Genomic DNA, 24,505 nt, shown 5'->3' with positions numbered 1-24,505 from the left:
GTCAGGGCTTGGTCGCGCCGGCGTTCGGCGTGCGGGCGCGGCGCAGGAAGAACAACTCGTCCTGGCGTTCGACCGCCAGGCCGTAAGCGCTGGCGATGGCGCGCAGCTTGCCGGCATCGAGCTGCCAGACCGGTTCGACGTCGTCGACACCGACATCCAGGGTCCACTGCATGCCGAGCCAGTGGGTCAGGATGAAACCCTCGGGCCGCAGCAGGCTCACCAGAGTCTCGAAATAGCGTTCGAGATGGCGCTGGCAGCAGGCGAAGCTGGCGAGGTTGTTGTCGAGGATGCAATCGAAGCTCGCCGGCTCGAACTGGCGGGCGAAGTCGTCGCTGTGTTTGTTGAGCAGATGCACCGAGTACTGCGGCAGCCCGAGCGAGTTGCCGTGCTGCCATTCGTTGTGGGCCACCGTCACCGAGACGATGCCGCGCACCTTGCCGGCGAGCAGGCGCGCCACCGACGAGTTGCCGGTGCCGACGTGCAGGAGGTCGCGATCGCGCAGGTCGGCAGCAGCCAGCCAACGGTTGATCGCGGCCTGGTCCTCGGTCGGTTCGCAGGCGGAATAGTCGAGCAGCGGCCAGGTGGCGAACTGGTCGGCGGCGTCGTGGGTAGCGACGTCGGGCTCGTGGCCGCAATCGATGCGTTGGGCGCCGATGTCGAAGCGCGGACGGAACATCGGGGCGGCCTGCGTGGGGGCGATCGTCGGGGGATTGTTCATCATGACCAAGGGATAAGACAGAACGGTTTCGATTCTTCATCGATCATCGATCGCATGTCGAGCGACGTCGACTACAACGATCGTGGAACTGCTTGCCGTCGTCACAGAATAAAACGCTTGCTGCTTTCATTCTCTATTGAGAAAACGCGACAACGCATTGCGTTTCGATCGATGGATAGATGCGGCACCGTTTCGCAAGCAACCATTAACCCCACCACGTCCTACCCTGAGTTCTGCAAGAGTAGTTCCCCCACAAGCACCAGGCGTGCGGGGCCGCGCACACGCGCGGCGACCCGTATCGACGCGTCCGGTCTGCCAATCAGACCCTGCGAACGCACTGCGCATCGACGATGCCGCGGTGGCGTATCGCGCTGCCGGATGCATCGCCTCATGTTCAGCCAGTTCGTCCTCACCGGCCTCGTCGGTTTCTCCACTTTCGTGCTGTTGTGCTGCCTGGTGTTCCTGGCCGGGTGGGCACTGTTCAAGGCGGTGCGCCGGCCGACCGCGCCGACGCTCGCCCACTATCCGTTCGTGTCGATCCTGGTGCCGTTCTACAACGAGCCCGAGGCGTCGTTCCTGATGACGCTCGATGCGATCGAGCACGCCGACTATCCGGGCCGCATCGAAGTGTTGTTGGTCGACGACGGTTCGACCAATTCCACGCCGGCCACGGTCGCGACCTGGCTGGCGCAGCCGCGCGACAAGACCTACCGATTGATCTCGCTGGAACGCAACGGCGGCGCCAAGGGTTTAGCGCTCGATGCGGCCTTGCCGCAGTTGTCGGCCGATTCCGACGTCGTCACCGTGATCGACAGCGACACCGTGATCATGCCGTGCTCGCTGCGCCGGGCGGTCGAGGCCTTGTACAGCTCGCCGCGTCACGCCGCCGCCTGCGGCCTTATCGTGCCGGCCGGGCGGCATAATTCCTGGCTGCACCGTCTGCAGTTCTACGAGCATGTCGGCGCGCTCGCCGCGATCCGTTACGTGCAGAGCAAGATCGGCGTGGTCAACGTCGTCGCCGGCGCCTTCTCGCTGCATCGCACCGAGGTGATCCGCGAACTCGGTGGGTGGGGCGAATGGCTGGTCGAGGACATCGCCTGGACCTGGCGCGCATTGGCCCACGGTTATTCCATCGCCTACGCGCCCGATGCGATCGCCTACACCATCTGTCCCTCGACCTTTTTCGGCCTGTTCCGCCAGCGCCGGCGTTGGGCGCGCGGGCGTCTGGAATCGTTCCGCGTCGCTTGGCGCATCTCCTGGCCGCGGACCATGAAGATGCTGCCGTGGTGGTTGCTGTGGGCGCAGTCGGCGCTGGTGCCGACCCTCTTGCTGCTGATCGCCGGTGCTTCGATCTATCGCAGCCCGACCCTGCTCGGCATCGCCGCCCTGAACTGGTGGCTGATGGCCCTGCTCAATTTCATCGCGGTGATGCAGGCGCGCACGCGCCTGCAACTCGGGCCGCTGGACCTGGTGCTGGTGTCGATCTGCAACACGGTGATCGACGTGCTGTTGCTGCCGGCCAACGTGATCGGCCTGATCGACGAACTGCGCGGCCATCGCAAGACCTGGCTGACGCGCTGAGGGCGGGGCAGGGTATGGACTATCACGACTTCCTCGCCGACCACCCGCGCACCTATCTCGGCCGCGGGTTGCCGGATAAACGCCGCTTGGCGCTGACCTTCGACGACGGCCCCGGCCGCGCCACGCCGGCCTTGTTGTCCTTGCTGGCCGAACTCGAAGTGGCCGCGACCTTCTTCTGCGTCGGCGAGGCCGCGCGCGCGCAGCCCGCCTTGATCGAACGCATCCTTCGCGAAGGCCACGAGATCGGCAACCATTCCTTGAGCCATGCCGATGCGCGCGGTTTCGGCGTGCAGGATTGGATCGACCGCGAAATCCATCCCGCCGCGGCGGCCCTGTGCGAAGCCGGGCTGAGCGAAATGCCACGATTGTTCCGCCCGGCCTACGGCGAAATCGCGCCAGGGCAGGTCGATGCGCTCGGGCGCCTCGGCTATACCGTGGTCGGCTGGTCGGTCGACCCGCGCGACTGGCTCGAACCCGAGGCGCCCGGGTACGTGTCCTGCGTGGTCGAGTCGGTGCTGGCACGCATCCACCCCGGCGCGATCGTGCTGTTGCACGACGGCGACGACGAGCTCGGCCGCGCCCGTCACGGCATCGTCGAGATCGTGCGTCGCCTGGTGCCGGCCTTGCGCGGGCAAGGCTATGGCTTCGCGCGGGTCGGCGAGTTCCTGCCTGCGCAGGCGGTGCAAGCGCGAGTCGAAGCTTGAAGCCATGCTTGAGGTGCAGACCGGACCGAAGGCCGGCGGCGTGCGCGTGCCGCCTCTGCGCTCAGGGCGCGGGACGATCCGGATCTTGTTGCGGAGCGGGGCGCGGCGGCAGCGGCGTGCGGTGCGGACGCAAGGTCGGCAATTCGGGCGGGCAGGGGACGAGGTAGATCGCGTTGAGCATCGGCACGACCGAAAACAACAACAGCAGCCGCACCACGCCCGGCGTGACCATGCCGATGCGGAACAACAAGCCGGCGACCAACAAGGCCAGCAGCCCCGAGCCCAGGCGCACCAGCAAGGCGAACCACGACGCCTGCACCAGCGAGGCCGAGACCAGCGCGAACACGAACGGGACCAGACCCATCAGCAGGCTGCCCGGCGACAGACGTACGCCGAACAGCGGCGCGGTGAGGACCCCGAAGATCGCGATCCAGTTCCAGATTTTTAAGTAATTGCCCATCGGCTTGCAGCTCCTTGCATGGCATGGGGTCGCGCATCGTGCGCGGCCGGTGGACAGGATAGAGCAGGCTCGGGGCGGCCGGAACCGCGATATGGCCGGCCTCGAATAGCCGCAGCGGCCGGCCGCCGAGGCGCGAGGGAGGCTGGGTTCGCGCGGCATCTTGCTGCCTGCGGCCGTTGCATCGCCGCCGGTCGAGGGGCATGCGGACAGTCGGAGTCAGGGCATGCGGTCTCGGATCATCGACGAGTACTTGGCGATGTTTTCGTCGATCCGGTCGATCGCGAAGCTCGCCGACTCGGCCTCCATCGCACCGGCTGCGGCGGCGACTGCGGCAGCCGCGCCCATCAGCACGTCGGTGGCCAACAGGCCCAGGGCGTCTTCCGCGGACTGTTGCACCGACTGCTCGGCCAGGTCCTGGGTCATCTGCTTCATCAAGACGCCTTGGCTGGCGAGCGCGATTTTGCTGATGCCGTCGAAATAGGCCGCGGCCGATTGCGCGACCTGGTTGGCGGCATCCCCGGACACCAGATGCAGCGAGGCGAGCGCCTGCTCGGCGGACTCGGTGATCGTCTTGATGTGGGCGTGGAGCTCGGCCTTGGCGGCCGGCGAGAGGTTGGCAATGTCGGTCATGAGTCTGTGCTCGGCTGGGTTGAGGATTTACCCAATGCCTAACGAGCCCGTCGCGCGGGACCGGCCACGCAGCCGCGCCTGCCGCGCACCGCGGCCTTCGGCGGCCCAAGCCTTGCCGCGGACGGTGCGCACGGTTCAGGGCCTGAGCGATAGCTCGCCTGGTTATCGTGCCCCGGCGCGGCTGGTGTATAACCCCGCCACCAGATCGGTTTACCGTCGATCTACAGGGGGCGAGCGCTACATGGACGTAGTACTGAGTTTCCTGGGGTATGCGCTTTGCGCAGTTATCGTGTTCGCGCTGGTTTTCATGCTTTGGGCCATTTTGCGCTACTCGATCGTCTCCCCTTGGATGACCCGCGATTCCATGGCCGCGCTCAGGCGGCCCGACCTGGACGGCACCGGACGACTCGTGGGGTTTGCGCTGCCGATCGAAGCCGGCGACTTCTATGACGCCGCGCCGTTTCTGCAGCGGCTCGAGTTCGTTCTGGTGGCGCCATCCGGCCAACGTTGGGAGATCGGCAGGTTCTACCCGCTCGTCCCTCGGCATGTCCGCGAAAATCGCAAGGTCCACGGCACCAAGAACCTCCCCATCGCTTCGGACCAGGGCAAAGGCGTATATGTTCTGCTTCCGGGCGGCGCTGTGGCCCATCAACCGCTCGGGTCGAGTTCACAGGTAACCCTGGTGTGTCGGTCGCTGCCCGAGCTGGCTCGCTTCCGTGTCGCGGGCAACGACTGACGATTCGTTCGAACCGAAGCCGCTGCGCGGCCCGGTCGATTCCAGCGTGGGGCGACAGCGGCGCAGTTCATGGCAAGGAGACGGAGATGTCCGATTTCACCAAGGTTCGATACACCCTGGCCGTACTCGACTTGGCCAAGTCCACGGATTACTACACGTCCGTTCTCGGCCTGAGCATCGACTTCACGGCGCCTGGCTGGACCTTTCTGTCCCGCGGAAGTTTTCGGGTGATGCTCGGCGAGTGTACGGACGCGCTTCCGCCCGCGGCGCTCGGCGACCATTCCTGGTACGGCTATGTGACGGTGGCGGACGCCGCCGCTTTATTCGCCGAGTATCGGACTGCGGGCGCGGTGTTCACTCAAACGCTATCGGACAAGCCCTGGGGCATGCGTGAGTTCGGTGTCCGCACGATCGACGGTCATCGGATCATGTTCGGGCAGGAACTTTAGCCAAGAGGGGAGATGCAGCCAGGCCGCGCGCAGCGGCTGGCGCCGGGCTGGGCTCGACCCCTGCAAGCCGAATCCGCAAGCCAGGCCGGGGTAAGGCTGGAGTCGCCGACATTGCGGGGTCCGGAGAGATCGGGCTGACCCAAGATGTCGTCCCGCTCCCCCTGCGACGGCGGGGCAGACGCCTGGGTTTCTGTTCCGGAAAGTGCGCGGCCCGCACCTGCATCGCGTCGTCTGTCGGCCCTCGATCCGGCCGGGTCAGGCCATGCGGGCGAGGGCGGGTGTCGCGCAGACACGAAAAAGCCGGCGCAAGGCCGGCTTAGTCAGAAACACTCTCAGCATTGGTCGGGGAGACAGGATTCGAACCTGCGACCTCTACGTCCCGAACGTAATTACAACCGCTTTCGACGCGCAGCTGCGTTCTTCCGATTGGACGCAGGCCAATGATTCACCGCTGCTCGAGGCGGATAGGGAAGCCTGGGCGACGTACCGAGCCGCGCTCCGGGTGCTGCCGCAGCAGGCGGGCTTCCCGGACGTCGAATGGCCGAGGGCGCCGAATCTGGCTGACGGTACGGCGGACCAGCCTGACCCCAGCACCAGGACTTCCCCGACCCGCGCATAGGGGGCGCGCCGACGCCGCCGACCAGGCCGCCGCGGCAATCTGTCCCCGCTGGCAGCGTGCGACCCTCCCCAGGTAGTTCCACCGCGCGGCACGGGGGCCTCAACGGAACGAGGCCCCGCCAGCCCCCGGCACTGAACAATTCAGCAGCCGTGACGACCGGTCGCGCCCCGCGAGATAGCCGGGGACAAAATGCGGCTCATGGTCACAGAACTTCCGCCCCAGGGTTCCCGGGAACTTACCCCCTACGATCGATCTGGCGTCCTTACCGGCGCTGCCGGCTGGCTTCGAATGGGCGCGGCCCAACTTCGGCAACAACTTCCCGACCCACGACTACGTCGAGATCCGCGCCTCAGACCAACGGGTAGCATCTGTCGCCCCCTCGCAACCCGCGAGGGCTGGCTGGCTCAAATCGGCTGCCATCGGGAAGGAAGGGTAGGCCGGCATCACATCTGGATCAGGACCTTCGGCCGGGGTGTCGACTACGTGGTCGGCTGGGTCCGACGATACGGCCCCGCCATTGCCCTTGAGGCCAAGGCCCAAGATGGAGCCCTCTTTGGTCGCAATATCCACCGGAGCCTTGCGGGCGGACCCGCTGAGGCTTCTTGACTGGCCGAGGACCCCGTGTCGGCCCGCGGCGGTGTCCGCATTCGTTAAATGGGCGCCGCCCACGGCAAAAAAACCGCCGGGGGCGGGGTGAGGCGGGCGTATGTGGTCGGCGGGCGCCTTTCGGCTACCTTGAAAGACCGTTCACGCGGCGGGCCTCGGGGCGATCTGAAGGTAGGCGACGCCGGTGGGCGATCCTGTAGTTGCTGGCTTCATCAGCAAGTGATTGATTTAGTTGACAGTATTTCGGTGTGGCCGGAAACGGCACCGAACCGCGTCAAAATGTGTCAACAACATCCGGTGAATGCACGTTCCAATTTCGGGAAAAGCTTCACACGTCAATACGTTAGCTTTGCTACTGTTCGCGCCGAAGCAGTACCTCCGGGGGGAGGCGTCCTATGTCACTTCAACAAAGCAACGCAAGCGCTCTTGCGGATATGTACGTCTTCGCCGCGGCTTGGCGAGACGATGCTGCGCGCGATGTGGAGCTGCTGAAGCGCATCAAGAAGACGATCAATGCGTTGAGGCAAATTACCGATAGCCTGCGCTCAAACTATGCACTTGCGGCTTCCTTCATTGATCTAATCAAGAGCTTTCCCTGCCAGGTTGATGAAACTAAGCTTTTCGAAGGCCTGGATCAGCTTCAAGGCGCGCTGGAACCACTTCGAGATGAGCTTGAGGCCAAGCTGGTTGCGGCAAAGAAAGATCGTGATCTATGCGAATCTGACGGTGTGGCAAGGGCCTATCGTGATGCACTGAATGCTGCGTGCGATCTTTATAGTGCAGCAGAGCAAATGCGATGGGCCGCGATGCACCGCAACGCAGAACTCGACCCCTCTGGCTCCAAGGATGGCCTTAGCACTTCCGAGGAGATAAGTCGCTTTCTTGCCGCCCTGTGACCTTCAAGATCACGGCGGTCGTCATCGATAAAGTTTCGTTCGTCAATGACGTCAAGAAGCTTCCGCCAGATGTCTTGGCGGATCTCGCAAACAGACTAGCGTTGTTGGTGGCTAATCCGACCGCAAAGAAACTTCGATTTCACGGATTGAATGGTTTTGATCCGAAGCTATACAAGATCGATCTTGAATCTGGCAAGGGGCAGCGTTACCAAGCCACCTTCATCATGGAAGGGTCAGTTGCGGTATTTCAGCGAGCGGGAACACATAAGCAAATGGACCGCTGTCCACACTGAAGCAAAAGCCCCGCACTGTGGGGCTTTTTGTTGGGCGGCTTATCGCTAATGTTCGTATAGGCGGAGGCGTCAAACTTTGCTGCCGGCGGCCGCGGTGGCGCTGGGCGTCGTAACTGCGGTGACGTAGGAGACGCTCTTACTGTCAATTGCCGGCCGGCATGTAGCCGTTCCGGCGTCGGAAGGAATGAAGCCAGAGCCACGAACGCTATCCGTCACGCGCATGAACTCGACCTCGACCTTCGCTGAGTTGATGAGAACCTGCGCGACGTTTGCAATTGCGATTGCGCGGTCTATCTCCATCGGATTGTCCGGGTCCGACAACCCTTCGATCACCGCGAACAAGTGATTACGTAGGTCTTCGATCTTGTTCTTCATGATTTCTCCGAGATTGCCTTCTTCAACTTGCCAAGCGCTCGCATGGCCATCCGGACTTCTTTTGGATATGAGCTGTACAACTCACTGGCTCGACGCGCGGCATCTGCAGCCGGCAGAAGAACGAGGTTCTTGATACTGACGTTAGTCTTATCGCCATCTCGAAATACGACGAAGTGTCCATCAGGAACTGGGCCATTGGCATCCTCCCAAACAAGCCGATGGACCTTCTGCCAATCGCGGACCGCGTTCCCGGTAGAGGTGATTTTTCGCATTAAATAACCGCGACTGGACATGAACTTCTCAGCACCGATGGCAGCGCCAGGACGTCGATTTAAGCCAGCTGGCCAAGTCAGCCTCATGCCCGAATGGAAGCGGCCACTATTCCTGCCCAAACCACTAGACTTATCAAGCTTCAGCTGTGTAGCTTTGTTGAAAACCGCGCACCGCGACCTCCCAAGCCAGTTAGCTAGCAGGCCTGTTTCCATTATTGGATAGTAGTCCCGTAGTTGCGTGATTTCCTGGGGGCTCCAAGGAACCCGCCGATGCCTACCTAAAGCAATCCCTAAGCGCTTTGCCTTGCAACGAACTGACGCGATCGTGCGGCTAGTGCGATCTGCAACGAATCGCGCGCCGTGTCTTGGGTAGTAGCGACGTAGTATTCGGATCTCGCTGCGGTTCCAAGCCGCGCAGTCACGGCCCATGCCATATCCAATATTCTAGTACGTCCATTGGGAACGTCGCCTTGAGGAAGGCGACCAGTAGAACGCACGCTTCGGCCCGAATCTGCGACTTGGTAAGCGGCCTTCTAGCCGGCAAAGGATCGCGGGCTACATTCGACTCTGCCGCTCGCAGGCTTAAGCGGCTGGGCCGGCACACCCGCGCCGAACTGGCTAGCGCCGCCTCAGGGGAAACTGCCTTCACTTCTCCGGTTTGAAACCGGAGAAGTGACCGACACTTGGTTGCTTCCTAAATCGGAACAGCCCCAAACACGGGGCTACCCCGTAGTTGGGATAGCCGGAATCCCGGCTATCGGCGCATTGACTCAACTTTGAGTTGGTGAAGCTGCGGTCTCAAGCGGGACCTTCGAAGCAGGAATTCCTGCCATGGCACAACCCTCAACGGGGGGGGGGCGCGCGTTAGCGTGATTCCGCTATCGGCCTCGGGCGCTATGAGTTATCCACGACCGGCGTAAGGGCATTGGTCCCCTTGACCAAGTTGATGGCGTGCTGACAGTCGGCTTTGTTCACATAATCCTCGCCTGAAGCGATGATCTTGTTGTTGCCGTCGGACCAAAGCCGCCACCTGTACTGACCCTTCGTTCCGAGCCCGGCCAATGCGTTGCCGAGCAGACCACCACCTTCACGATAGATTTCAAATCTCATGCCGATCCCTCCCTGTGGTCTAAGGGAAAACGGAATGACGGGCAGGCATCGGCCAGCGCTGAGTCTCCGCTCTTGCGACAGTCGCGACATAGCCTCGCACCATGCCGATATCAGACAAGATCCCGTGGCAGGAACTAGCGCTCAACGCGACCGAGTGCGGCGAGCTCTGGGGAATCACCCCGGAGCACTTCCTGGCGACGATCGCCTGCCGGCCGGGCTTCCCGGTCCGACTGACCCGTAAGCCGGCGACCTGGAAGGCCGGGGAAGTCGTCGAGTGGCGCGATCAGAACCGCGCTGGAAGCCGACCCAAGAAGGAGCCTGGTCGGCGGCCGCCCCGAGAATAATTTGCAGACTTTTTGCAGACGCGAAAAAGCCGGCGCAAGGCCGGCTTAGTCGATAACTCTCAGCATTGGTCGGGGAGACAGGATTCGAACCTGCGACCTCTACGTCCCGAACGTAGCGCTCTACCAGACTGAGCTACACCCCGACTGCTGAGCCGCAAATTCTAGCGACTCACCCCCGGCCGGCGCAAGGGGTCTGTTGATCGGACGAGCAGGGAGCGGGGGCGGCCGTTAAACTGTGGCGCTTTCCAACCCCCACAGCTCGTTGTCGGCGCGGCCGACGTATTGGAGTTCCGCTTGATCAAGCCTCGTACCCCGCCGGGAGTCATGGAGCTGCTGCCCCGCGACCAGATCGCCTTCCAGCGCATGCTGGACACGATCCGGCGCAATTTCGAGCGCTTCGGCTTCCTGCCCGTGGAAACCCCGGTCATGGAGCTGTCGGAGGTGCTGCTGACCAAGTCAGGCGGCGAAACCGAGCGCCAGGTCTATTTCGCCCAGTCCACCGGCTCGCTGGAGAAAAGCGCGCAGTCGGGCGAGCGCGGGGTGCCGGAGATGGCCCTGCGCTTCGACCTGACCGTGCCGCTGGCGCGCTATGTGGCCGAGCACGAGCACGAGCTGGCCTTCCCGTTCCGCCGCTACCAGATGCAGCGCGTGTACCGCGGCGAGCGCCAGCAGCGCGGCCGCTTCCGCGAGTTCTACCAGTGCGATATCGACGTGATCGGCAAAGACAGCCTCAGCGTGCGCTACGACGCCGAGCTGCCGGCGGCCATCTATGCGGTGTTCTCCGAGCTCGACATCGGTCCGTTCACGATCCAGCTCAACAACCGCAAGCTGCTGCGCGGCTTCTTCGAGGCCCAGGGCGTCGCCGACGGCGGGCTGCAGGCGCTGGTGCTGCGCGAGGTCGACAAGCTCGACAAGCGCGGCCCCGACTATGTGCGCGAGACCTTGACCGGGCCCGAGTTCGGCCTGGCCGCGGACGCGGTCGCGACCATCCTGGACTTCGTCGCGGTGCGTTCGAGCTCGCACGCCGACGCGCTGGCCAAGCTGGCCGCGCTGGGAGAGGGCAACGAGGCCTTGCGCGAAGGCGTGGCCGAGCTGCGCGAGGTGTTGGAACTGATCCGCGCGCTGGGCGTGCCGGAAAAGAACTACGCCCTCAATTTCTCGATCGCGCGCGGCCTGGACTACTACACCGGCACCGTCTACGAGACCACGCTCGACGACTTTCCGCAGATCGGCTCGATCTGCTCGGGCGGGCGCTATGAGGACCTGGCCAGCCACTACACCAAGTCCAAGCTGCCCGGCGTCGGCATTTCGATCGGCCTGACCCGTTTGTTCTGGCAGTTGCAGGAAGCCGGCCTGGTCAGCACCGCCGACAGCAGCGTGCAGGTACTGGTCACGCAAATGGACGATGCGCACCTGCCGCATTGCCTGGCGGTGGCCAACGAGTTGCGCCACGGCGGCCTCAACACCGAAGTGGTCATGGAGACCTCCAAGCTCGGCAAGCAGTTCAAGTACGCCGACCGCGCCGGCATCCGTTTCGTGGTGGTGCTGGGCGAGGACGAAATCGCCAAAGGCACGGCCACGGTCAAGGACCTGCGCCGCGAAGACCAGTTCGAGGTGTCGCGCGCCGAGCTGGCGCGCACACTGCGGGTCGAACTGGAGCAGTCGCGGGTCATGAAGTGATCCCGGCCCGTGCAGGCCGTGCCGGCGTGGCGGATCTCGCGATCCGCATGCCGGCCGTCTGTGCGGCGGGTCTGCGGCGGCGGGCGCGTGGGTTCGCGTGCGCGGCCGATTCCCTGGTTCGTCCCGCACCGGATCGCGATCCGGCGCGGATGCGGGCCGACTCCATGCCGCGGCGCAATGACGCCGCCGCGGTTCCCATCGTTTCATTGACGCACCGACTCCCGAGTACGCTCGGCCGGGCTGCGCCGTTCGCGGCGTAAGCGCGGCCGTTCAGATGATCGCCAGGGTGCGAGGCGAGGTTACAACTTGAACAAGATCCAACTCGATGGCCGTTCGCTGACGCGTTCGCAACTCGTGGCCGTGGCTTACGGCGCCCAGGTCGAACTGGCCGCGGCGCAGTTGCCCGCGGTGGCCCGCGCGGCCGACTTCCTGGCCGAACAGGTGCGCCGCGAAGAACCGATCTACGGCGTTTCCACCGGTTTCGGCAGCAATGCCGACCGCCTGCTCGGCGCGCACCACCTGCGCGATCAGTTGCCGGGCGCCAAGCGCAATCAAGAGACCCTGCACGAAGAACTGCAGCGCAACCTGATCGTCACCCATGCGGTCTGCGTCGGCGATCCGTTCGCGCCGGAGATCGTGCGCGCGATGCTATGCATCCGCATCAACACCCTGATGCGCGGCCACTCCGGCATCCGCGTGCAGACCCTGCAGGCGCTCGCGGCGATGCTCAACGCCGGCATCGTGCCGGTGGTGCCGCAGCTCGGCTCGGTCGGCGCCAGCGGCGATCTGGCGCCGTTGTCGCACCTGGCCATCGTGTTGCTCGGCGGCGGCGAAGCCTTTTACGACGGCAGGCGCATGCCGGGCGCGGAAGCGCTGCAGCTCGCCGGCCTGACCCCGGTCAAGCTGTCCTACAAGGAAGGCCTGGCGCTCAACAACGGCACCGCGCAGATGCTCGCCTGCGGCGTGCTCGCGCTGGCCCGCCTCGAAGACTTGCTCGACACCGCCGACCTCGCCGCGGCGATGACCATCGACGCCTTCGCCGGCCGCCTCGGCGCCTTCGCCGAGGAAGTGCACGACCTGCGTCCACACCCGGGCCAGGTCGAAGTGGCCGCGAACCTGCGCCGCTTGCTCGAAGGCTCGACCCTCGCCGACATTCCCTATCACCTGGTGCCGCGCTTCCGCCCCTGGCTGCCGCAGAGCTGGGACACCGAACAGGCGCAGCAGCTCAGCTTCGACATCGGCTGGGACTGGGTGCCTTTCAGCCAGCGCCACGGCCGCGAGAAGTTCTACACCCGCTTCCGCCCGTTCCGCGGCGGCAAGAAGCACCAGCCGCAGGACAGCTATTCGCTGCGCTGCATCCCGCAGGTGCACGGCGCGGTGCGCGACGCCATCGCCCAGGCCGCGCGCGTGCTCGAAGTCGAGCTCAATTCGCTGACCGATAATCCGATCGTGTTCCCGGATGCGCAGGCCGAGCACGTCGAGCAGCAGGTGATCTCGGCCGGCCATTTCCACGGCATGCCGCTGGCCCTGGTGATGAGCTACGTCAAGGCCGCGATCCCGGTGCTCGCCAGCATTTCCGAGCGCCGCCTCAACAAGCTGGTCGACCCGGCCACCAACGACGGCCTGCCGGGCTTTTTGATCGGCAACGAGGACGCGACCGAATCCGGCCACATGATCGTGCAGTACACCGCCGCGGCCATCGTCAACGATCTCGCCAGCCGTGCGCATCCGGCCTCGGTGTATTCGATCCCGACCAGCGCCAACGCCGAAGACCACGTTTCGATGGGCGCCAACGAAGCCCGTCACGTGCTGTCGATGACCGAAGACCTCGGCAAGGTGCTCGCGTTGGAGTTGTACACCGCCGCCCAGGCGCTGGACCTGCGACGCGACATGATCAACGCCGCCCGCGACCTGGCCGACCGCGCCGACGCCAAGACGCTCGCGAGCAAGGTCTCGGGTGGTCCGGTCGGCGACAGTGCCGATCACGCCGGCTTTCTCGCCGAGGTCGAAGGCCTGCGCGCCGAACTGGCCGCGGCCGAGGAGTTCCGTCCGGGCAAGGCGGTCGCCGCGGCGCACGCCAAACTGCGCGAAGCCATCGCCTTCCTCGACCGCGACCGCGCGCTCGACGGCGAAGTCGCCACCGCCGTGCAACTGGTCCACGAAGGCACCCTGATCGCCGCGGCGCGCGCTGCGGTGCAAAGCTAAGCGGCACGTGCGTCAAAGCCCCTCTCCCGCCAGCGGGAGAGGGGTTGGGGTGAAGGGCCGCTCGGCCCCAAGCACCGAATCACTCACCGCATCGTTCTTCCCCGGCAGGAGCCCAGGATGCAGACGATCTTCCACAACGACCGCGTCTTCAGCATCGAAGGCTTGCTCACTGCGTCCGAGTGCCAGCAACTGGTCGCACTCGCCGAAGGCCAGGGCTTCGAGTCCGCAGGCGTGCGCACCCCGTCGGGCGAGCAGAAAAGCCTGCAGCACGTGCGCAACAACGAGCGCGTGGTGTTCGAGTCGCCGGCCTGGGTCGAACGCTTATGGCAGCGCTTGTGCACGCTTAATTTGCCCATACTCGACGGCGAACGCGCGGTCGGCCTACCGCGGGCGCTGCGCTTCTACAAATACTCGCCGGGCCAGCGTTTCCGCATGCACAAGGACGGCCCCTGGAGCGAAGACGGCCGGTCGAGCAGGCTGACCCTGCTGGTCTATCTCAACGACGAGTTCGTCGGCGGCGACACCGACTTCCGCCAGTTCAAGGTGGTGCCGAAGACCGGCGCCGGCCTGCTGTTCGTGCACGACACCTGGCACGAAGGCGCGGCGGTGCTCGAAGGCGTCAAGTACGCGCTGCGCTCGGACGTGATGTACGCGCCGGGCTGAGCCCGCGCTGCGCGAGTCGCGCAGTGGTTCAAGCCTGCACGGCCGCCCCCCACACCCGCACGCAATCGCGGCCCTCGGCCTTGGCCAGGTACAGGGCCTGGTCGGCGAACTGCAGCGCCGCTTCCACGCCCATGTCCGAGTCCGGGGTGATCTCGTACACGCCGATGCTGGCGGTGACCGGGATGTCGTGGCTGCGGCTGGGGCAGGGCTGCGAGCTCAGGCGCAGGCGCAAGGCCTCGGCGACGCGGGCGCCGGCATCGAGGTCGTGGTCGGGCAGCACGGCGACGAATTCTTCGCCGCCGAAACGGGCCAGCAGGGCGTGCTGCGGGATCAGGATCTGCGCGATCAGGCCCGCCGCCCAACGCAGGCACTCGTCGCCGACCAGATGGCCGTGGTGGTCGTTGATCTGCTTGAAGTGATCCAGGTCGATCATCATCAGCACCAGCGGCCGGTGCTGGCGCCGCGAGCGGTGCAGCAAGGCCTCGAAGGCCTCGCGGAAATGACTGCGGTTGTGCAGGCCGGTCAGGCCGTCGCGTTGGCTGGTTTCGCGCAGGCGCGCATGGGCATCCTCGAGCAGGGCCAGGGTGCTGCGCAGCTCGGTGGTGCGCTGCTCGACCTTGTGTTCGAGCTGCTCCTTGGCTTCGCGCACGATGCGTTCGTTCTCGTTGCGCAGCGAGGCGTAGCGATAGCCCAGGGCGACCGACAGCAGCAGCATTTCCAGCGCCGAGCCGATCTGCACGCCGTACTCGGTGATGAACATCTTCGGCAGCAGGTCGAAGGCGATCGCCGCGAACATGCCGGTGCCGAGCAGGAACGCCGACCAGGCCAGCAGGAACAGCCGCGCCGGCTTGTAGCCGCGGCGCATCACCACGATGCCTTCGACCGCGATCCAGGCGATGCTGACGAACACCGCCGCCGAAGCGATCGGCGTGGCGATGCGATAGGGCAGCTGGGTCGCGGCGATGCCGAGCAGGACGAAGAACGCGATCATGCCCAGGCCGACGTAATCGCCCAGGCGCCAGCGTCGGTGCAGGCTGAGGAAGTTGCGCGCGAATTGCTGCATGCCGATCTGGGCCAGGCAGATCGACAAGGGCACCGAGTGGTCGGCGAGCCAGGGCGAACGCGGCCACAGGTACTCGAAACCCAGGCCGTTGAGGGTCAGCAGCACCAGGCCGAACGCGCAGATATGGAACAGGTACCAGAAGTAGCTGGAGTCGCGCAGGCTCAGCCACAGCACCAGGTTGTAGAAGAACAACGCGACCAGGATGCCGTAGTAGATGCCGATGCCGAACTGGGCGTCGCGCGCGAGCTCGGTGAAGGCGCTCGGCGTGTACAGGGTCAGCGGCACTTGCATCGAGCTGTCGCTGCGCACGCGCACGAAGATGTCGACGGGTTGGTCGGCCGGCAGGTCGATCCAGAAATTCGGATGGCGGTAGCGGATCGCGCGCGAGGCGAACAACTGGCTGTCGCCGCCCACCTGGTGGGTCGAAGCGCCGTTGCGCGCGCGGGTGTAGACATCGAGACGGTCGCTGAGCGCGAACTGCTGCACCAACAGCCAGCGCGGCACCTCGGCGTTGCGGTTCACCGCGGCGATGTGGAACCAGTAGGCGCCGGGCTGGAAGCCGAACGAGCCGTTGCCGTTCGGCAGCGGCCGATAACGCTTCTCAGCGAGCGCGCGCCGCGCGCCGTCGAGATCGAGGCGGCCGCCGGTGTCGTGGTAGTAGGCGGTGAACGGCGCGAGTTCGACCTCGCGGGTGCTGCGTTCGAGGTTCAGCACGGTGTGCGCGGACGCCGGTGCGAGCAACGCCGCGGCGAGCAGGCAGAGCAGGGCCCACCCGGCCCAGCGGCGCTGGGGCGAGGCGGGGCGACTCGGTACGGCAGCGAGGGCAGGGTTCGTATTCATCTTCCGTGGCGGTGGCGGACACAGGCCTTTGCGTCGCGGTGGCGGGGCGTCGGGGGAGCGGTCGCGGCGCCTCGACCCCGGTCAGGGGCGTGGGATCGGGCGCATCTGAGTCTTAACGCAATTCCTTACTGCGACAGGCCGGCTTGACGGCGGCCGGCTCGATCGATAATGTATTAACGCGTTAGTGCATTAACGCGTTCGATGATCCGCGCCTGGGTTCGATCCCCAGGCGTTGGATTCCCGGGCGTCGAACCCCGCCTGCCCTGCGGGGCAACCGATTCAGCGACCTTGCTACCACGCCGACATGAGTTCTCCGCAATGAAGCGCCGCGCCAACGACACCGAGCAGACCGAAGATGCGATCGCCGACCTGGCGGTGGCCTTGGCCGGCCTGCGCAGCGCCGAACAGGTGCGGGCCTTTCTCGAAGACTTGTGCACCCCGGCCGAACTGGAGGCGATGAGCGACCGCTGGCGCGTCGTGCCCCTGCTCAACGAAGGCGTGCCGTATCGCGAAATCCACGACCGCACCCAGGTCAGCGTGACCACGATCGGGCGCGTCGCCCGCGTGCTCGAACGCGGCACCGGCGGTTACGGCGCGGCCCTGCACCGGCGCGCCGCGCGACACCGCTGAATTCCTGAAAGACCGCGCAAGTCCGCGCCTCTCTCGGCACACCCCGTCATCGGACTGCCGCCTCGTCCCCGCATCGACCGCCCCCCATCCGAGACCCGTTCATGAGCCCTCCCGCCAGCGCCGCCGCGCGTGACCGCTTGCGCATCGCGATCCAGAAATCCGGCCGTCTCGCCGAGCCGGCGCGTGCGCTGTTGGCCGCCTGCGGCCTGAGCTGGCGCGAGAGCCGCGACCGTTTGTTCTGCTACGGCGAAACCTTGCCGGTCGACCTGCTGCTGGTGCGCGACGACGACATCCCCGGCCTGATCGCCGACGGCGTCTGCGACCTCGGCGTGGTCGGGCGCAATGTCCTGCTCGAACAGGACGGCGACCGCCGCAGCAACGGCCGCGAATCGGCATTCCGCGAATGGCGCGCGCTCGGTTTCGGCGGCTGCCGCCTGGCGCTGGCCGTGCCCGAGGCCTGGCACTGGGAAGGCCCACAGCAATTGGCCGGCAAGCGCATCGCCACCAGCTATCCGGCGCTACTGTCGCAGTGGCTGGCCGGCGAGGGCGTCGACGCCCAGGTCGTGCTGCTGTCGGGTTCGGTCGAAATCGCCCCGCGCCTGGGCCAGGCCGAGGCGATCTGCGACCTGGTGTCGAGCGGCGCGACCTTGTCGGCCAACCAGCTCAAGCCGGTGCAGACCCTGATCGAAAGCGAAGCGGTGCTGGCCGGCCCGGCCGGCGGCTTCGACGACGTGCGCGGCGAACTGGCCGACCTGCTGCTGCGCCGTCTCGACGGCGCGCTGCGCGTGCGCAACAGCAAGCTGCTGATGTTCCAGGCGCCGCGCAACCTGCTCGACGAATTGCTGCCGCTGTTGCCCGACGCCGAGCCGCCGACGGTGATGAGCCTGGACAACGGCGACGGCGTGGCCCTGCAGGCGCTGTGCCACGGCGCGGTGACCTGGCAGCGGCTGGAAGAACTCAAGCGCGCCGGCGCGCGCGGACTGATGGTGGTGCCGGTCGAGGGCATGCTGGCATGAGCGCGAAGATGCAACGCCTCGACTGGAACGCACTCGACGAAGGCGCGCGCGAACAGGCGCTGCGCCGTCCGGCGCAACAGACCCGGGCCTCGACCGCGGCCGCGGTCGCCGAGATCGTCGAAGCGGTGCGGCGCGACGGCGATGCCGCATTGCGCCTGTATGCCGAACGTTTCGACGGTGGCGCGCCCGAGCGCTTCGCTGTCGACGCCGCCGAGTTCGACGCCGCCGAAGCCTCGCTGACGCCGGCCTTGCGCGCGGCGATCGACGAGGCCGCCGAGCGCATCGCGGTGTTCCACGACGCCGGCATGAGCGAGCCGTATGCGATCGACACCGCCGACGGCGTGCGCTGCGAACGCATCCTGCGGCCGATCCGCCGGGTCGGCCTGTACGTGCCGGCCGGCTCGGCGCCGCTGCCCTCGACCGCGCTGATGTTGGCGGTGCCGGCGGATCTGGCCGGTTGCCGCGAGATCGCCTTGTGCACGCCGCCGCGCCGCGACGGCAGCGCCGATCCGGCGGTGCTCTACGCTGCGAGCCGTTGTGGGGTGACCCGGGTGTTCAAGGTCGGCGGCGCCCAGGCGATCGCGGCGATGGCCTTCGGCACCGAAAGCATCGGCAAGTGCGACAAATTGTTCGGGCCCGGCAATGCCTACGTCACCGAAGCCAAGCGCCAGGTCGCGCTGCTCGAAGGCGGGGCGGCGATCGATCTGCCGGCCGGCCCCTCGGAAGTGCTGGTGATCGCCGATGCCGGCGCGCGAGCCGATTTCGTCGCCGCCGACCTGCTGTCGCAGGCCGAACACGGGCCGGATTCGCAGGTGCTGCTGGTGAGCGACGACGAGGCATTGCTGGATGCGGTCGATGTCGAACTCGAAGCGCAGCTGGCCCGGCTGTCGCGCGCCGACACCGCGCGTGCGGCGTTGCAGTGCTCGCGTTCGATCCGGGTCGATTCGATCGAACGCGCGCTGGAAGTCAGCAACCGTTATGCGCCCGAGCACCTGATCCTGGCCCTGCGCGATGCGCGCGAGTGGTTGCCGGAAGTCGAGGCGGCCGGTTCGGTGTTCCTCGGCGATTGGGCACCGGAAGCGCTGGGCGACTACTGCAGCGGCACCAACCACGTCCTGCCGACCAGCGGCGCGGCGCGGTACGCCAGCGGCGTCAACGTGGCCAGCTTCCAGGTCGCGATCACGGTGCAGGAAGTGCAGCCGCGCGGCTTGCTGGCGATCGGCCCCTGCGCGGTCGAGCTGGCGACGGCCGAAGGCCTGGATGCGCACCGCGAGGCGGTGGCCTTGCGTTTGCGGGCGGCAGCGGCATGAGTGCTGAGAACGAATCGAGTCCGATCGAAATGAACGACGACAACCCCCTGAACCTGTTGCGCGAGGACCTGCGCGATTTCGCCGGCTACAGCTCGGCGCGCAGCGAGAAGCGCAGCGGCCGAGTCTGGCTTAACGCCAACGAAGCGGCCTGGCCGAGCGTGGCCGACGGCGAAGGCTCGGTGCGCCGTTATCCGGACCCGCAGCCGCAGCGCCTGCGCGAAACGCTGGCCGGGCTGTACGGCTGCGAGCCGCAGCAACTGCTGGCCGGCCGCGGCAGCGACGAGGCGATCGATCTGCTGGTGCGCGCGCTGTGCCGTCCCGGCGGCGACGCCATCGTGATCACGCCGCCGACCTTCGGCATGTACGCGGTCAACGCACGCCTGCACGGCACTCGCACGGTCGAAGTCGCCTTGCGCGACACGCCTGCCGGTTTCGCCTGCGATTTCGCCGCGGTCGCGCAGGCGGTCGAGCGCGAGAACGCCAAGCTGGTGTTCCTGTGCTCGCCGGGCAACCCCTCCGGCACCTTGTTGCCGTTGGCCGAGATCGATGCGCTGGCCCTGCGTCTGCGCGGCCGCGCCCTGGTCGTGGTCGACGAGGCTTATCTCGAATTCGCCGACGGCGCCTCGGCAGTGAGCCTGCTCGCTGCCCGTCGCAATATCGCGGTGCTGCGGACCTTGTCGAAGGCGCACGCACTGGCCGCGGCGCGCATCGGCAGTGTGATCGCCGACGCCGAGCTGATCGCCGCGTTGCAGCGTTGCCAGGCGCCGTACCCGTTGCCCACGCCCTGCGTGAACCTGGCCCTGCGCGCGCTGGCCGAGGTGCCGCACAACACCACCAAGGCGCGCGTGGTCACCGCGATCGGCGAGCGCGAGCGATTGTTCGCCGCGCTGCAGGCCTTGCCCGGCGTGCTGCAGGTCTATCCCTCGCAGGCGAATTTCCTGCTCGCCCGTTTCGACGACGCGCAGGCCGCGTTCGACGGCCTGCTCGATGCCGGCGTGGTGGTGCGCGACATGCGCGCCGCGCCGCAGCTCGGCAATGCGCTGCGCATCAGCCTGGGCACGCCGGAGCAGAACGCGGCGGTGATCGAAGTGCTGACGCGCAATGCGCAGACGCGCGGAGTAGCGGCATGAGCGCCTCGACGCCGATCCTGTTCGTCGATCGCGACGGCACCCTGATCGAGGAGCCGGCGGATTTCCAGATCGACAGCTATGCCAAGCTGCGGTTCGTGCGCGGGGTGATCCCGGCGATGCTGAAACTGCGCGACGCCGGCTATCAGTTCGTCATGGTCACCAACCAGGACGGCCTCGGCACCGAGGCGTATCCGCGCTGGAGTTTCGACGGCCCGCACCAGTTGATGATGCAGGTGTTCGAAAGCCAGGGCATCGTCTTCCGCGAGGTGCTCATCGACACCAGTTTTCCGGCCGAGAACCTGCCCACGCGCAAGCCCGGCATCGGCCTGGCGCTGCCTTTGCTGAAAGACCGCGGCATCGACTGGTCGCGCTCGGCGATGGTCGGCGACCGCGAGACCGACAACGGTTTCGCCGCCAACCTCGGCATCCGCGCGTTCCAGTTGCGCACCGAGCAATTCGGCGGCGAGTGGGATTGGGCCGGCATCGCCCACACTCTGGCCGATTGCCCGCGCACCGCGCGCGTGCAGCGCAACACCCGCGAGACCCGGATCGAAGTCGCGGTCGACCTGGATCGCGTTGCCGAGCCGAAGGTCCACACCGGCCTGGGCTTCTTCGACCACATGCTCGAACAGATCGGCAAGCACGGCGGTTTCGCCCTGGAGCTGCGTTGCGAAGGCGACCTGCACATCGACGAGCACCACACCATCGAAGACAGCGCGCTGGCGCTGGGGCAGGCCCTGCGCGAGGCGCTCGGCGACAAGCGCGGCATCGGCCGCTACGGCTTCGATGCGGTGGCCGCGGATGGCACCGAAAGCGCAGTCGAAGAAAGCACACTTCAGGAAGCGGTACCCGAAAAAAGCACACTTCAAGAAAGCACACTTCAGGAAAGCACATTAGGTAGACACGCTGTCGTATTGCCGATGGACGAAACTCTGGCGCGCGCGGCGCTGGATTTCTCCGGCCGCCCGTATTTCGTCTTCTCCGGCACGTTCGCGCGCGAGCGGGTGGGCGATTTCCCGACCGAACTGGTCGCGCATTTCTTCCGTTCGTTGTGCGAAACCGCCGGGCTGAACCTGAATCTGAACGTGGAAGGTGATAACGATCACCACAAAGTTGAGGCTTGCTTCAAATCCGTGGCGCGCGCGCTGCGCCAGGCGATCCGCCGCGAAGGTCGCGAATTGCCGAGTACCAAAGGGGTCTTGTGATGTCTTGGGTTGTAGTCGTCGATTCGGGTGGGGGGAACATCGGCTCGGTGCGTTATGCATTGGAGCGGCTGGGTGCGCGTTCGATCCTGAGCGCCGACCCCGCAACGATCGCCTCCGCCGATCGCGTGATCCTGCCGGGCGTGGGCGCAGCTGCCCCCGCGATGGCGCGGTTGCGGGAACGGGGCCTGGTCGATCCGATCCGCCGCTTGCAGCAGCCGTTGCTCGGGATCTGCCTGGGCATGCAGCTGCTGTACGAGTCCTCGGAGGAGGGCGAGGTCGAGTGCCTCGGACTCCTTCCGGGCCGGATCACCAGGCTGCAACCAGGACCAGGAGTACGTGTGCCTCATATGGGCTGGAATTTCCTCGACAAATGCGAAACGCCCACCGGCGCCCCGGGATTGTTGACCGGCATCGGCGAGCGCGACCAAGCCTATTTCGTTCACAGCTACGCCGCGCCGCTGACCTCGGACACCTTGGCCAGCACCAGTTACGGCCGCAGTTTCACCGCGGTCGCCGGGCGCGGGCGCTGCTACGGTGCCCAGTTCCATCCGGAACGCTCGGCGGCCGTCGGCTCGCGCCTGCTCGCCAACTTCCTGGCGCTGGAGGCGTGAACATGGGCAACAGCACGCTTTATCCCGCGATCGACGTTCGCGACGGTCGGGTCGTCCGCCTGCACCAGGGCGACTACGCCCAGGAAACCCGCTACGAAACCGAGCCCCTGGCCCTGGCCACGCGTTACGCCGAGGCCGGCGCCAAATGGCTGCACCTGATCGACCTCGACGCCGCGCGCTACGGCGGCTACACCCTGGCGCCGTTGCTGCGCGCGATCACCACCTCCAGCTGGATGCGCGTGCAGACCGGCGGCGGGGTGCGCAGCGAGGCCGATGTCGAGGCCATCCTCGACGCCGGCGCCGACCGCGTCGTGGTCGGGTCGCTGGCGATCAAGGAACCCGATCTGGTCATCGGCTGGCTCAAGCGCTTCGGCGCCGACCGCATCACCATCGCCCTGGACGTGCGCCAGAACAGCGAAGGCGACTGGGAGCTGCCGGTGGCCGGCTGGACCGAGGACAGCGGCATGCGCCTGGAGCCCTTGCTCGAACGCTACGCCCAGGCCGGCCTGCGCCACCTGCTGTGCACCGACGTCTCGCGCGACGGCACCCTGGCCGGGCCGAATCTGGACCTGTACCGGCACATCCACGAGGTCGCCCCGCACGTTCAGCTGCAGGCCTCGGGCGGCATCCGCGACATCGCCGACATCGTCGCCGCCGATGGCGTCGGCTGCGCCGGTGCGGTGCTCGGCAAGGCCCTGATCGAAGGCCGTTTCGAACTGACGGACGCGCTGCGTCAGGTGCGCCGATGCTGAACGGGCTGAGCCGGCGCATTGTGCCCTGCCTGGACGTGCGCGACGGGCGCGTGGTCAAGGGCGTGCGTTTCCGCGACCACGTCGACATGGGCGACATCGTCGAGCTGGCTCTGCGCTATCGCGACGAGGGCGCCGACGAGCTGGTGTTCTACGACATCACCGCCAGCCCGCAGGGGCGCAGCGTCGACCGCGACTGGGTCGAACGCGTCTCGCGCGCCATCGACATCCCATTCTGCGTCGCCGGCGGCATCCGCTCGGTCGCCGACGCGCGCGGGGTGCTCAACGCCGGCGCCGACAAGATCTCGATCAACACCCCGGCGCTGGAGCGTCCCGAGCTGATCGGCGAGATCGCCGAGGAGTTCGGCGTGCAATGCGTGGTGGTCGGCATCGACAGCCTGCGCGACCCCGACGGCGAATGGCGCGTGCGCCAGTACACCGGCGACCCTTCGCGCACCCAGGCCCTGGCCCGGCGTACCCTGGACTGGGTGGTCGAGGCGCAGCAGCGCGGCGCCGGCGAGATCGTGCTGAACTGCATGGGCAGCGACGGCGTGCGCAGCGGCTACGATCTCGAACAGCTGGCCGCGGTACGCGCGATCTGCGAGGTGCCGTTAGTGGCCTCCGGCGGCGCCGGCGCGATCGAGCATTTCGGTGCGGTGTTCCTGCAGGCCGACGTCGACGCGGCCCTGGCCGCGAGCGTGTTCCATTCCGGCAGCATCCGCATTCCGGCCTTGAAAGCAGCATTGCGAGAGCAGGGTGTCCCAGTCCGACAGCTCCACTAATTCCTCCACCGCAGCGTCCGCGACGCTGAGCGCGGAGCAGATCGACGCCCTGGCCTGGGACAAGCAGGACGGCCTGCTGCCGGCAGTGATCCAGGACGCGGTCAACCTGCGCGTGTTGATGCTCGGCTACATGGACCGTGCCGCCCTGCAGCTCACCCTCGACAGCGGCCATGTCACCTTTTTCAGCCGCAGCAAGCAGCGCTTGTGGACCAAGGGCGAAAGCTCGGGGCACTACCTCGACCTGGTCTCGATCGAGACCGATTGCGACCGCGACACCTTGCTGGTGCGCGCGCGTCCGCATGGGCCGACCTGCCACCTCGGTCGCGACAGCTGCTTCCCGAGCGCGTCGGGAGACGAGCTGGCGTTTCTTGGCGAGCTCGATGGACTGATCGCCGAGCGCGAACGCGAGCGTCCCGCCGGCAGCTACACCACCAAGCTGTTCGAGAAAGGCGTGCGCTCGATCGCGCAGAAAGTCGGCGAAGAAGGCGTCGAGACCGCGCTGGCCGCGGTCGCCCAGGACGATGCCGCCTTGTGCGGCGAAGCCGCCGACCTGTTGTTCCACCTGCAGGTGCTGTTGCGCGCGCGCGGGCTGTCGCTGGGCGACGCGGTGGCGGTGTTGCGCGAGCGGCATGGCAAGCCGCATCGGGGTTCGCAGGGCGATTAGGGGGTTGGTCTCGGCCTCGGGCGGTCTGCTCCTGGGGTAGGAGCGGCGCGAGCCGCGACCACGCAACTGGCGGTCACTGCGTTTCTTACCGCAGTGCGGTGAAGCAACATCTAAAGCTTCCGTCCGCTGACGCGGCCGGGTTACTTTCTTTTGCTAAGCCCAAA

26 protein-coding genes and 1 tRNA gene are annotated in these 24,505 nt (G+C 66.4%); 19 read left to right on the top strand and 8 right to left on the bottom strand.

Annotated features, from left to right (window positions below):
• Position 1: 1 nt before the first annotated feature.
• The gene (locus EX88_RS26430; protein ID WP_161786070.1) at positions 2–676 is read right to left on the bottom strand and encodes a hypothetical protein; all 675 of its coding nucleotides are present in this window, start codon (positions 674–676) and stop codon (positions 2–4) included.
• 432 nt (positions 677–1,108) lie between these two features.
• On the opposite strand from EX88_RS26430, the gene EX88_RS26425 reads away from it, so the two are divergent.
• Complete coding sequence (locus EX88_RS26425) at positions 1,109–2,299, top strand: glycosyltransferase family 2 protein (RefSeq protein WP_161786069.1); 1,191 nt, start codon at positions 1,109–1,111, stop codon at positions 2,297–2,299.
• 14 nt (positions 2,300–2,313) lie between these two features.
• Positions 2,314–3,003, top strand: coding sequence for a polysaccharide deacetylase family protein (locus tag EX88_RS0102850; protein ID WP_051884347.1), 690 nt, complete (start codon positions 2,314–2,316; stop codon positions 3,001–3,003).
• 61 nt (positions 3,004–3,064) lie between these two features.
• Here EX88_RS0102850 and EX88_RS0102845 read toward each other — a convergent pair whose 3' ends face one another.
• Entirely contained in the window at positions 3,065–3,463 is a 399-nt protein-coding gene (locus EX88_RS0102845) for a hypothetical protein (RefSeq protein WP_031370501.1), read from the bottom strand.
• A gap of 216 nt (positions 3,464–3,679) precedes the next feature.
• Positions 3,680–4,093 (bottom strand): hypothetical protein, encoded by a 414-nt coding sequence (locus tag EX88_RS0102840; RefSeq protein ID WP_051884346.1) that lies wholly within the window; start codon positions 4,091–4,093, stop codon positions 3,680–3,682.
• A 241-nt stretch (positions 4,094–4,334) separates the two neighbouring features.
• Here EX88_RS0102840 and EX88_RS0102835 point away from each other — a divergent pair, with 241 nt between their 5' ends.
• The 5 genes from EX88_RS0102835 (at position 4,335) to EX88_RS25680 (ending at position 7,692) form a co-directional block, all read left to right on the top strand.
• Positions 4,335–4,829: a hypothetical protein gene (locus tag EX88_RS0102835; RefSeq protein WP_031370499.1), complete on the top strand. Its 495-nt coding sequence runs from the start codon at positions 4,335–4,337 to the stop codon at positions 4,827–4,829.
• An 86-nt stretch (positions 4,830–4,915) separates the two neighbouring features.
• Entirely contained in the window at positions 4,916–5,278 is a 363-nt protein-coding gene (locus EX88_RS0102830) for a VOC family protein (protein WP_031370498.1), read from the top strand.
• A gap of 262 nt (positions 5,279–5,540) precedes the next feature.
• Positions 5,541–5,897, top strand: coding sequence for a phage tail assembly chaperone (locus EX88_RS27440; RefSeq protein ID WP_152566068.1), 357 nt, complete (start codon positions 5,541–5,543; stop codon positions 5,895–5,897).
• A 1,001-nt stretch (positions 5,898–6,898) separates the two neighbouring features.
• Positions 6,899–7,399 (top strand): hypothetical protein, encoded by a 501-nt coding sequence (locus EX88_RS0102820; RefSeq protein ID WP_152566067.1) that lies wholly within the window; start codon positions 6,899–6,901, stop codon positions 7,397–7,399.
• Complete coding sequence (locus tag EX88_RS25680; RefSeq protein WP_152566066.1) at positions 7,396–7,692, top strand: hypothetical protein; 297 nt, start codon at positions 7,396–7,398, stop codon at positions 7,690–7,692. The genes EX88_RS0102820 and EX88_RS25680 overlap by 4 nt, the downstream gene beginning before the upstream one ends.
• Positions 7,693–7,761: 69 nt before the next feature.
• Here EX88_RS25680 and EX88_RS27025 read toward each other — a convergent pair whose 3' ends face one another.
• The 4 genes from EX88_RS27025 to EX88_RS0102800 form a co-directional block, all read right to left on the bottom strand.
• Positions 7,762–8,067: a hypothetical protein gene (locus EX88_RS27025; protein WP_235186183.1), complete on the bottom strand. Its 306-nt coding sequence runs from the start codon at positions 8,065–8,067 to the stop codon at positions 7,762–7,764.
• Complete coding sequence (locus EX88_RS27435) at positions 8,064–8,339, bottom strand: HNH endonuclease signature motif containing protein (RefSeq protein ID WP_430536892.1); 276 nt, start codon at positions 8,337–8,339, stop codon at positions 8,064–8,066. The genes EX88_RS27025 and EX88_RS27435 overlap by 4 nt, the downstream gene beginning before the upstream one ends.
• 894 nt (positions 8,340–9,233) lie before the next feature.
• Positions 9,234–9,449: a YegP family protein gene (locus EX88_RS23410; protein ID WP_036147909.1), complete on the bottom strand. Its 216-nt coding sequence runs from the start codon at positions 9,447–9,449 to the stop codon at positions 9,234–9,236.
• A gap of 410 nt (positions 9,450–9,859) precedes the next feature.
• Positions 9,860–9,936: transfer RNA gene (locus tag EX88_RS0102800), tRNA-Pro, on the bottom strand.
• 151 nt (positions 9,937–10,087) lie between these two features.
• On the opposite strand from EX88_RS0102800, the gene hisS reads away from it, so the two are divergent.
• The 3 genes from hisS (at position 10,088) to EX88_RS0102785 (ending at position 14,341) form a co-directional block, all read left to right on the top strand.
• A complete protein-coding gene (gene hisS, locus EX88_RS0102795; RefSeq protein ID WP_031370495.1) occupies positions 10,088–11,473 on the top strand; it encodes a histidine--tRNA ligase in 1,386 nt (461 codons plus the stop codon).
• Between the two features lie 306 nt (positions 11,474–11,779).
• Positions 11,780–13,678: an HAL/PAL/TAL family ammonia-lyase gene (locus EX88_RS0102790; RefSeq protein ID WP_031370494.1), complete on the top strand. Its 1,899-nt coding sequence runs from the start codon at positions 11,780–11,782 to the stop codon at positions 13,676–13,678.
• Positions 13,679–13,795: 117 nt separating this feature from the next.
• The gene (locus tag EX88_RS0102785; RefSeq protein WP_031370493.1) at positions 13,796–14,341 is read left to right on the top strand and encodes a prolyl hydroxylase family protein; all 546 of its coding nucleotides are present in this window, start codon (positions 13,796–13,798) and stop codon (positions 14,339–14,341) included.
• Positions 14,342–14,369: 28 nt separating this feature from the next.
• Here EX88_RS0102785 and EX88_RS0102780 read toward each other — a convergent pair whose 3' ends face one another.
• Complete coding sequence (locus tag EX88_RS0102780) at positions 14,370–16,244, bottom strand: sensor domain-containing diguanylate cyclase (RefSeq protein WP_081930573.1); 1,875 nt, start codon at positions 16,242–16,244, stop codon at positions 14,370–14,372.
• Between the two features lie 318 nt (positions 16,245–16,562).
• On the opposite strand from EX88_RS0102780, the gene EX88_RS0102775 reads away from it, so the two are divergent.
• From EX88_RS0102775 to hisIE, 9 genes are all read left to right on the top strand, one after another.
• Positions 16,563–16,874 (top strand): YerC/YecD family TrpR-related protein, encoded by a 312-nt coding sequence (locus tag EX88_RS0102775; protein ID WP_031370491.1) that lies wholly within the window; start codon positions 16,563–16,565, stop codon positions 16,872–16,874.
• Positions 16,875–16,975: 101 nt separating this feature from the next.
• Positions 16,976–17,890 carry an ATP phosphoribosyltransferase gene (gene hisG / locus EX88_RS0102770; protein WP_031370490.1) on the top strand — a complete coding sequence of 305 codons (915 nt, stop codon included), beginning with the start codon at positions 16,976–16,978 and terminating at the stop codon, positions 17,888–17,890.
• An 8-nt stretch (positions 17,891–17,898) separates the two neighbouring features.
• On the top strand, positions 17,899–19,200 hold the full coding sequence (gene hisD / locus EX88_RS0102765) for a histidinol dehydrogenase (protein WP_031370489.1): 1,302 nt from the start codon (positions 17,899–17,901) through the stop codon (positions 19,198–19,200).
• A 29-nt stretch (positions 19,201–19,229) separates the two neighbouring features.
• Complete coding sequence (gene hisC, locus EX88_RS0102760) at positions 19,230–20,330, top strand: histidinol-phosphate transaminase (RefSeq protein WP_031370488.1); 1,101 nt, start codon at positions 19,230–19,232, stop codon at positions 20,328–20,330.
• A complete protein-coding gene (locus EX88_RS0102755; protein ID WP_031370487.1) occupies positions 20,327–21,535 on the top strand; it encodes a bifunctional histidinol-phosphatase/imidazoleglycerol-phosphate dehydratase in 1,209 nt (402 codons plus the stop codon). Before hisC ends, EX88_RS0102755 begins: the two co-directional genes overlap by 4 nt.
• Entirely contained in the window at positions 21,535–22,146 is a 612-nt protein-coding gene (gene hisH / locus EX88_RS0102750) for an imidazole glycerol phosphate synthase subunit HisH (RefSeq protein WP_031370486.1), read from the top strand. Before EX88_RS0102755 ends, hisH begins: the two co-directional genes overlap by 1 nt.
• A gap of 2 nt (positions 22,147–22,148) precedes the next feature.
• Entirely contained in the window at positions 22,149–22,898 is a 750-nt protein-coding gene (hisA, locus tag EX88_RS0102745; protein ID WP_031370485.1) for a 1-(5-phosphoribosyl)-5-[(5-phosphoribosylamino)methylideneamino]imidazole-4-carboxamide isomerase, read from the top strand.
• On the top strand, positions 22,892–23,677 hold the full coding sequence (gene hisF / locus EX88_RS0102740) for an imidazole glycerol phosphate synthase subunit HisF (protein WP_031370484.1): 786 nt from the start codon (positions 22,892–22,894) through the stop codon (positions 23,675–23,677). The genes hisA and hisF overlap by 7 nt, the downstream gene beginning before the upstream one ends.
• Positions 23,678–23,702: 25 nt before the next feature.
• Positions 23,703–24,341, top strand: coding sequence for a bifunctional phosphoribosyl-AMP cyclohydrolase/phosphoribosyl-ATP diphosphatase HisIE (hisIE, locus tag EX88_RS0102735; RefSeq protein WP_031370483.1), 639 nt, complete (start codon positions 23,703–23,705; stop codon positions 24,339–24,341).
• Positions 24,342–24,505: the final 164 nt, after the last annotated feature.

The sequence above is a fragment of the Lysobacter antibioticus genome (assembly GCF_000731095.1).
GTDB lineage: Bacteria > Pseudomonadota > Gammaproteobacteria > Xanthomonadales > Xanthomonadaceae > Lysobacter > Lysobacter antibioticus_B.
The sequence above is the reverse complement of the archived record's forward strand: the minus strand, read 5'-3'. Positions and strand labels throughout refer to the sequence as shown.